Consider the following 6,440-nt stretch of genomic DNA (forward strand, 5'->3'; position numbering starts at 1 on the left):
GCTGAAGTTGCTGTGGCAACATTTCAAGCTTTCCAGGAGGATTTACTGGGGTACTTGAAAAAATGCAGTTCGGGTAAAGAGTTGATTGAAAAAGGTTTTGAGTCAGATGTTGAACTGTCCGCCGCCTACAACGTAAGTGATTGCGTGCCTTTTTTTACTGATAATGCGTATGTAAATTATACGGCACAGGCTTAATCAAACTCAAAAATTACGCATTAGTTAAACGTCGCACTGATTGGTTTGGCAATATTTAGCATTATCTATAAACTCTTGCAACTTATTCAAGGGAATTATCTGCAATGATGATCCACCCTGCACTTCAGCAGTGATGTAAGCAAACTTTTGTCCACGATAAAATTGGTCACGTCCAACTTTGCTGATATATCGGGACTTCTGGAAGTCATTGGCAATATTAGAATTATAAATATTTTGTAACAATTTCACTGCATTGGCATTTTTTGTGGTGAATTTGAGGCGTTTATCACCACTAACCGTTATGCCTTCTTTAGTTACTGTCCCATTTTGAGAAGTGACATCAGCATAAAAGTATAAATTTCCCTTTGTACCATCGTAGCCGTGGGCTTCGCTGTTGTATCTCAGAGTTGGTAATAGAGGTCTGGTCTTTGCCCACTTAACAACGGTGTTGATGTTTTGCTCTGGAAGCGCATTTGCAGGAGTGACAGCCAAAATAACTGCGATCGCAGACAGTGTAGCATTGAATAAATAGTTAAATTTACAACTTTTGCTCATAGTATTTTCCCTATATAGAATGCTGATAGCTAAAGCTTAATTCAAAGAGATTGAGGAATTATTTCCCGTCGGCGTTATTTATGAATATTTAACTATCAGTAGCAAAAACAACTTAACATCGACTAATGGCTACTGTCCACTGAGATTGCTAAAGGCAATTTGGTTGCAACTAAAATTTTGTATAAGTTGTAATAATCGTAGAGTGGACACTGCCACAAACATCACAATAGGGGTTTTCGGCATCAGTAGACCATGCTTACCCTATTAGTTAGTTACAAAACTTAGATTTTGTCTCAGCCAAATAAGAGTATCTACTCTTAAGACTGGATGATCTAAGCTACAGGTTCTACACACTTCTTAATAAACCCGCCTTGAGAACGCAAAACGTTCTAATCTAAAAGCTAACTGGGTTAATTTACTGGCAGTTTTGCAGGCAATACTCTCAAGCTCATAAAGCATAGACACAGCAATGTGTCAAGCCTCAAAACAATCCAGACTTAACATATAAACGCTTATGATGGGAGTTTTACAAATCCGATGAGTGTTAAGGCGAGTGGTGGAAGCTCGGTTGCGCGTCCGCAACTATATCAAACCCTAACTGTATCCACAATTACCCAAGCGGAGCAGCAAGACCGTTTCTTGGGAAATGGTGAACTAAACGAACTAGCAAGCTATTTTGCATCTGGTGCAAAGCGTCTACAAATTTCTCAGACGCTAACGGACAATGCCGAGATTATTGTGTCTCGGGCTGCCAACCGGATTTTTGTTGGTGGTTCGCCAATGGCTTTTTTAGAAAAGCCCAGAGAAGTAGAAATAGTACCTGTTAGTGCTGGTGCTAACGTTCAACAAGGGATGCAACTAGGAACCGTAACCTACGTTGAAAGTCGTGGTGGGTTCCTAGAAAATTTACGCTCAATATTTAACTCATCCCCCAGTGGCCCGACACCTCCAGGTTTCAGACCAATTAACATTGCTCGTTATGGCCCAAGCAACATGGCCAAGAGCTTGCGGGATTTATCCTGGTTCTTGCGCTACGCTACTTATGCGATCGTTGCTGGCGACCCCAACATCATAGCGGTGAATACAAGGGGTTTGCGGGAAATCATTGAAAATGCCTGCTCTGGAGAAGCCACGCTAGTAGCTTTACAGGAAATCAAAGCCGGGGCACTTTCATTTTTCCGCAACGATGCTGAGGCTACAGAAATTGTGTCTCAGTACATGGATGTTTTGTTAACAGAATTCAAAGCAGCCACACCCTCAAATAAATTGCGTCAACGCCCTTCTAGCGACCAGCAAGGGTTAGAATTGCCGCAAATCTACTTCAATGCCTCAGAACGCCGTCCCAAGTTTGTGATGAAGACTGGGTTATCCAGTAGCGAAAAAAATGAGGTAGTTAAAGCGGCCTATCGACAAATCTTTGAGCGCGACATTACCCGTGCTTATAGCTTGTCCATATCTGACCTAGAATCCAAGGTGAAGAATGGCGACATCTCTATGAAAGAGTTTGTCCGTCGTTTAGCGAAATCTCCCCTTTACCAAAAACAGTTTTACCAACCTTTTATTAACAGCCGAGTCATCGAACTAGCTTTCCGTCACATTTTAGGACGGGGGCCAAGTAGCCGCGAAGAAGTACAAAAATACTTCTCGATTATTTCTAATGGTGGTCTACCAGCCTTAGTAGATGCCTTAGTCGATTCTGCTGAATACAGCGACTATTTTGGTGAAGAAACAGTACCCTACCTGCGGGGTCTGGGTCAAGAAGCACAAGAATGTCGTAACTGGGGGCCGCAGCAAGACCTGTTTAACTACAGTGCGCCTTTCCGCAAGATACCTCAATTCATCACCACATTTGCGGCTTACGAACAACCGCTACCAGATCAACATCCTTACGGTTCTGGTAATGACCCCTTGGAAATTCAGTTTGGGGCGATTTTCCCGAAAGAAACTCGCAACCCCAGTACCAGTCCGGCTCCTTTTAGTAAGGATACCAAACGCATCCTGATTCACCAAGGAGCAGGGATTAATAACCAAAATAGTAATCCCAGAGCGCGAGGTGAAGCTCCTGGTACCCTTGGGCCCAAGGTGTTCAAGTTAGACCAACTGCCTGGTACTAGAGGTAAAAAGGCTGCCAAAAATTCTAGCATCAAATACTCCGAAAGCTCCACGCAAGCAGTGATTAGAGCTGCTTATCTGCAAGTTTTCGGTCGCGATCTTTACGAAGGTCAGCGCCCGAAGGTATTGGAAATCAAGCTGGAAAACGGCGACATCTCTGTGCGTGAGTTTATCCGTGCTTTGGCTAAGTCAGATGTATTCCGCAATCTGTACTGGTCATCGCTTTATGTTTGTAAAGCGATCGAATATATTCACCGCCGCTTGTTGGGTCGTCCGACTTACGGTCGTCAAGAAATCAACAAGTACTTTGACATCGCTGCTAAACAAGGCTTTTACGCAGTGGTTGATGCCATTATTAACAGCGTAGAATACAGCGAAGCATTTGGGGAAGATACAATTCCTTACGAACGGTATCTGACTCCTAGTGGTGTATCAGGGCGACAATTGCGCGTTGGTAGTATTCGTGAAGATGTTGCAGCGAAACTTCAGAAGGAAGTAACGCCGAGCTTTGTGACGCTGGGTACAGTCACAGAAAATCGGTCAGAACCAGATGTGCAGTTCCGCGTTAACCAAGGCGTCAGCAAGCAACGCGAACAAACCAAAATCTTCAAACTGGTGGCGAATACCAATGACAAAGTTGCTGTAAAAACTTTGATCAGCGCTGCGTATCGCCAGATTTTTGAGCGGGATATTGCACCCTATATCGCCAAAAATGAATTTACGGCGTGGGAAAGCAAGCTGGGTAATGGCGAAATTAGTGTGAAGGAGTTTATTGAAGGTTTGGGTTACTCGAACCTCTACCTTAAAGAGTTCTACACACCTTACCCCAACACCAAAGTGATTGAGTTGGGAACCAAACACTTCTTGGGACGTGCGCCACTAGACCAAGCAGAAATCCGTAAGTATAACCAGATTTTGGCTACTCAAGGTATTCGTGCCTTCATTGCTGCTTTGGTAAATAGTGTGGAATATAACGAGGTATTTGGTGAAGATACGGTGCCTTACCGTCGCTTCCCAACCCTACCTGCGGCAAACTTCCCCAATACAGAGAAGCTTTACAACCAGCTTACCAAGCAAAACGATGACGTGGTTGTACCAAGCTTTAAGCCAGTACAAGCCCGTGTCGGAGTTAGTAACGATACGCCACTTTTGGTACAGGCGATCGCAGATATCGCAGCACAAACAAATGGTCAGCCATCCTTTGCTGAACTGGGTCGTTCCTACAACGATGCTAGCGGACAAACCGTGGAAATGGGTGTGCGTAAACATACACGCATTTACCGTCTAACAGAAAACACCAATCAAGACGAAAAACAACAGGCAATCAACGCCATTTATCGTCAAGTATTGGATGTATTTAGCGGTGAAGTGCCCGATCATTTCCGTCGCACTGACCTAGATAGCAAACTCCAAAATGGTGAAATTTCCGTGCGGGAGTTTGTGCGTGAACTAGCTAGTTCCCAAATCTATCGCCAGCGCTTCTTATCACCTTATCCTCATGCCAAGGTCATTGAGTTCCTCTTCCGTCATTTGTTGGGGCGTACACCCGCAACTCAGGAAGAAATTGGCCAATATAACAAGCTGCTAGTCGATAGTGGTTTGTCAGCTGCTGTAGAAGCAATAGTCGACAGTCCAGAATATAACCGCTACTTCGGTAAAGACGTTGTACCTTACAACCGCTTCCCATCTTTGCCAGTAGGTAACTACCTCGGCAGTGTAGCAGTTGATTAAGGAGTAGGGACTAGGGAATTAGGGAATAGGGTACAGATTATTTACTGTTCTCTGTCCCCTGTAACCTTTCCCCTGTCCCCTTCTTAACCTTTCGTAATACCGCTCTCAGATTGCAGTTAAAACAGTAAATTCTGAAAAGCAATATTACAAAGTATTAAGAACAGTCATAAATGCTCAACAGAATGCCGGAAAATGTTTTGCGGAAGGTAGCTGAGTTTGAAAGCTTGTGTACTTATGTTGACTCAAGCAAACTTGTAATTTTTTAACCGTAGCAGTTGTGAAACTGTTGTGTCTAAAAAGACGAGAAAACAAACTCAGTAAACCAAACTCAAAATCGCACCAGTTTAATCAAATCCTGGTTTCATTCGTATTGGAGGAATCCATTAATGAGTATTGTCACGAAAGCTATCGTGAATGCTGATGCAGAAGCCCGCTACCTCAGCCCTGGTGAGTTAGATCGGATCAAGTCCTTTGTTGCAAGTGGCGAGCGCCGTGTGCGGATTGCTCAAGTTTTGTCAGAAAATCGCGAACGGCTCGTTAAGCAAGCTGGCGATCAACTATTCCAAAAGCGTCCTGATGTTGTGTCTCCTGGTGGAAACGCTTACGGTCAAGAATTGACTGCTACTTGTCTGCGTGACCTAGATTACTACCTCCGCCTCGTTACCTACGGTATCGTTGCTGGTGATGTAACCCCCATCGAAGAAATTGGTGTTATCGGTGTCCGTGAAATGTACAAGTCCTTAGGAACTCCTATCGATGGTGTTGCTGAAGGTATCCGTGGAATGAAGAATGGAGCTGCAACATTGCTCTCTGGTGATGACGCTAGTGAAGCTGGTGGCTACTTCGACTACCTAGTTGGCGCCCTTCTAGGATAGGGTAAAGCTGTTTACCTACTGAAACAGAAGTATTGCAATACGGTTGGAAATAAGGAATTAACAACATGGCTCAAGACGCAATTACCGCTGTCATTAACTCCGCAGACGTTCAAGGCAAATACCTTGACTCTTCTGCTTTAGAAAAGCTAAAAGGCTACTTCGCTACTGGCGAACTACGGGTACGTGCTGCTAGCACCATCAGCGCTAACGCTGCTGCGATCGTCAAAGAAGCTGTAGCAAAATCTTTGCTATACTCTGATATCACCCGTCCCGGCGGCAATATGTACACCACCCGCCGCTATGCTGCTTGCATTCGTGATTTGGACTATTACCTTCGCTATGCCACCTACGCTATGTTGGCTGGCGATCCTTCCATACTAGATGAGCGTGTGCTCAATGGCTTGAAAGAAACCTATAACTCATTAGGTGTTCCCGTCGGTGCTACCGTACAAGCTATCCAAGCAATCAAAGAAGTAACCGCCAGTTTGGTAGGTTCTGATGCTGGTAAGGAAATGGGCGTTTACTTAGACTATATCTCCTCTGGCTTAAGCTAAGAACTAGTTTGCGCTTAAGAATTTAGGTGCGGCTTTATTAAGGTCTGGAAATCAGCCGTGAGTGCTAGAACGTTATATTGCTTATCTTGGTAAATTATCAGTGATGAGTGTTGGTGGTCTAGTATTGATGTTTGATTTCCAGCCTTTGAATGATTAAAAGATTTGCACTCAAGATTTTGAGATAAAAAAGTTTTCACAAGGTATACAGGAGATTTTCAAAATATGTCCCGTTTGTTTAAAATTACTGCTCTAGTTCCCAGCCAAACCCGAATTCGGACCCAACGCGAACTGCAAAATACTTACTTTACTAAGCTAGTTCCTTATGAAAACTGGTTCCGCGAACAGCAACGTATTCAAAAAGCAGGTGGCACAATTATCAAAGTAGAACTGGCAACTGGTAAGCAAGGCGCTAATACTA

At 44.0% G+C, this 6,440-nt stretch carries 5 protein-coding genes and 1 pseudogene; 5 read left to right on the forward strand and 1 reads right to left on the reverse strand.

The features are described 5' to 3' along the window. On the forward strand, positions 1-195 hold a 195-nt coding region (locus IQ229_RS08645), incomplete at its 5' end, for a 2-phosphosulfolactate phosphatase (protein ID WP_194042924.1). Positions 196-219: 24 nt separating this feature from the next. Here the strand turns inward: IQ229_RS08645 and IQ229_RS08650 are convergent. After that, positions 220-750 carry a hypothetical protein gene (locus IQ229_RS08650; protein WP_194042926.1) on the reverse strand — a complete coding sequence of 177 codons (531 nt, stop codon included), beginning with the start codon at positions 748-750 and terminating at the stop codon, positions 220-222. 537 nt (positions 751-1,287) lie between these two features. Between IQ229_RS08650 and IQ229_RS08655 the strand changes: the two are divergent. From IQ229_RS08655 to IQ229_RS08670, 4 genes and pseudogenes are all read left to right on the forward strand, one after another. Continuing rightward, positions 1,288-4,581 (forward strand): annotated as a pseudogene (locus IQ229_RS08655) (phycobilisome rod-core linker polypeptide); the annotation flags it as partial. A 398-nt stretch (positions 4,582-4,979) separates the two neighbouring features. Next, entirely contained in the window at positions 4,980-5,468 is a 489-nt protein-coding gene (gene apcA / locus IQ229_RS08660) for an allophycocyanin subunit alpha (RefSeq protein WP_194042930.1), read from the forward strand. Between the two features lie 65 nt (positions 5,469-5,533). Further along, on the forward strand, positions 5,534-6,022 hold the full coding sequence (gene apcB / locus IQ229_RS08665; protein ID WP_069068902.1) for an allophycocyanin subunit beta: 489 nt from the start codon (positions 5,534-5,536) through the stop codon (positions 6,020-6,022). Between the two features lie 222 nt (positions 6,023-6,244). Then, positions 6,245-6,440, forward strand: a 196-nt coding sequence (locus tag IQ229_RS08670) for a phycobilisome linker polypeptide (protein ID WP_194042932.1), incomplete at its 3' end; no start/stop codon positions are given.

Origin of the sequence: Nostoc cf. edaphicum LEGE 07299, assembly GCF_015207245.1 — a bacterium.
Classification (GTDB): domain Bacteria; phylum Cyanobacteriota; class Cyanobacteriia; order Cyanobacteriales; family Nostocaceae; genus Nostoc; species Nostoc edaphicum_B.